The 2364-nt window shown below is 71.4% G+C and carries 2 protein-coding genes; both read right to left on the bottom strand.

The annotated features are described in order from the left end of the window. Positions 1 to 125: 125 nt before the first annotated feature. Entirely contained in the window at positions 126 to 395 is a 270-nt protein-coding gene (locus tag ACXJKR_RS30065; RefSeq protein ID WP_457325961.1) for a hypothetical protein, read from the bottom strand. 80 nt (positions 396 to 475) lie between these two features. Then, positions 476 to 2364, bottom strand: a 1889-nt coding sequence (locus ACXJKR_RS30070; RefSeq protein ID WP_457325962.1) for an ATP-binding protein, incomplete at its 5' end; no start/stop codon positions are given.

The following is a 2364-nucleotide window of genomic DNA, read 5'->3' on the forward strand; positions in this document are numbered from 1 at the left end:
GCGGCCGGCAACGTGACCTCAACGTCGGTGGCCAAAGGATCGGAAACGCTGCAATGCCGCAGTCCAATGCGCGTTGTCGTCTACAGGTTGGCTGAGAGCGGGCTTTGCGATGCAAGCGAGGCGTGTCAGCCGCGCCACGGATCGATCTCGACGCTAGCCTGAAGTTCGCAAACCTCCGCGGGGGTAAGTTCGCAGTCGACGGTCTCCCAAAGAGACTTACGAATTGCGGCCAGTCGGCGGTAGACATCTGCTTCAACGATGAACCGTCCCAGCAGCTCGTTCAGTTCTGCTCCCGAGACCGCACTCGACCCAATTCGATCCAGCGACGTCACCAAGAACTCAAGGTCGCGCAGCATCGCGACCGACAAATCATGGCTGAGGGGGATGGGGCGCATCAATCGGCAACACGAAAAAGAATTCGAAGTCTAGAGCTGCTTCCGCTGAATTCGGCCCCCTCTAACCAACGCTCCCGCCCCTACCGCCGCAACACCAACCCCTCCACCGCCTCATCCCCCAGCGCCCTGCCCTCGGCCTCGAGCGCCGCGGTGATGTCCCTGCCCAGCAAGGCCCGGCCGGCGTCCAGCGCGCCATCCAACGCCAGCAGTTCCAGCGAGTCCAGCGCCGTGTCGTTGGCCGTCCAGCGGCTGCGCACATGGCCGGCGAGGCGGCAGGCGGCTTCGATGCGGCCCTGGGCGACCAGCAGCGGCAGGATGCCGAGCCAGGCCACCGTCGTGCCGAAGCGCCGCTGCGCGGCCAGGGACCGCGGCAGCAGGGCCTGCGCCTCGTCCAGACGGCCCAGGCCGACGAGCGCTTCGACGAGGGCGTTCAGCACCCAGGGCAGGCTGCCGTTGCTGCCGCTGCCGTCGGCGTCCAGCACCTCCAACAGTGCGCGGGTGCGTGTGGCGCCTTCCTCGAAGCGGCCCAGGCGCACCAGCGTCAGGCAGATGTTGTTCTCGGCCACCTGCACGCGCTGTGACTGGCCGAGCTCGCGGGCGGCGAGCTGCTCGCGCTCCATGCAGGCGAGCAGTTCGGCAGTGTCGCGGCGCAGGCGGGCCACCACGGCCAGCGCACCGTTCAGGCGCAGCCGCGTCGGGGCCGAGTCGTCGCCCGCGGCCAGTTCGCGCAGCAGCGTGCAGGCCTCGTCCAGCTCGGGCGCGTCCTCGGTAAAGGCGCGCACCCAGTGGGCTGCGGCGATGAGCAGTTCGGCGGGGTTGCCGAGCGGCCGCCAGAGGTCGACGGCCTTGCGCGAGACCGGCACGGCGCGCGGGTCGGTGCGGATGAGCAGCAGGTAGCCGAGCATGGACCACCACAGCGCCTGCACCTGCGGTGGCACCGCCTCGCCGCGGGCCTCCATCGCCGGCTGCAGAGACAGCATCCACTCCGTCACCTCGTGGCGCCAGACGGTGAACACCATCACCCGCGCGGCGCGGGCGCCGATCTGGGCGGCGGTAGCGAGGTCGTGCTCGCGCGCCCACAGGAAGGCCTCGCGGACGTTCTGCATGTCGGCCAGCCACAGCGCCACATCGTCGCTGGGTGCAATCAGCGCCAGCACGGCCACGGCATGCCGGCGGCGTGCGGAATGGCCGTCGGCGTCGCCGAGCCGGGCCAGCGCATGGGCTCGCATCGTCTCCAGCAGGCGGTAGCGCGGCGGGTCTTCGCTGGCGACGCCGACGAGGGAGCGCTCCACCAGCGTGGCCAGGCCGTCGACGACATCCCAGCGGCTGGTGTGCTCGTCGCTGCTGAGCGTGACGGCCAGGTCCAGCGTGAAGCCGCCGGCGAACACGCCCAGCGCGCGATAGAGGCGCTGTTCGGCCGGCTCCAGCAGGCCGTGGCTCCAGTCCAGCGCGTCGAGCAGGTTGCGGTGGCGGGCCGACGAATCGCGCCGGCCGCGGGACAGCAGCGCGAAGCGCTCGGCCAGTGCATCGTGCACGGCCTGCAGGCCCATCAGCGGCACGCGCGCGGCGGCCAGCTCCAGCGCCAGCGGCAGGCCGTCGAGCTGACGGCACAGCGCGGCGAGCAGCGGGAGCGACCTGGCCGACACGTCGAAGCGCGCGTCCACCGCGCGGATGCGGGCCACCAGCAGCGCCAACGCACCCTCGCGGGCGTCGGGGCCGTCGACGCCCTCGGCCACGGGCAGCGGCTCCAGGCGCAGCAGGCGTTCGCCGGCCACGCCCAGCGGCAGCTGGCTGGTGACGAGCAGGCGCAGCCGGGGCAGCGTGGCCAGGTGCGCGGCCCACTCAGCGCAGGCCGTGGCGAGGTGCTCGGCGTTGTCCAGCACCAGCAGCAGGTCGTCGTCGGCCGGGATCAGGCTGAGCAGTTGGGGCAGCGCCTCGCCCGGGCTCAACTGGCCGCCGAAGGCACGGG

This window comes from Roseateles sp. P5_E11 (assembly GCF_054049355.1).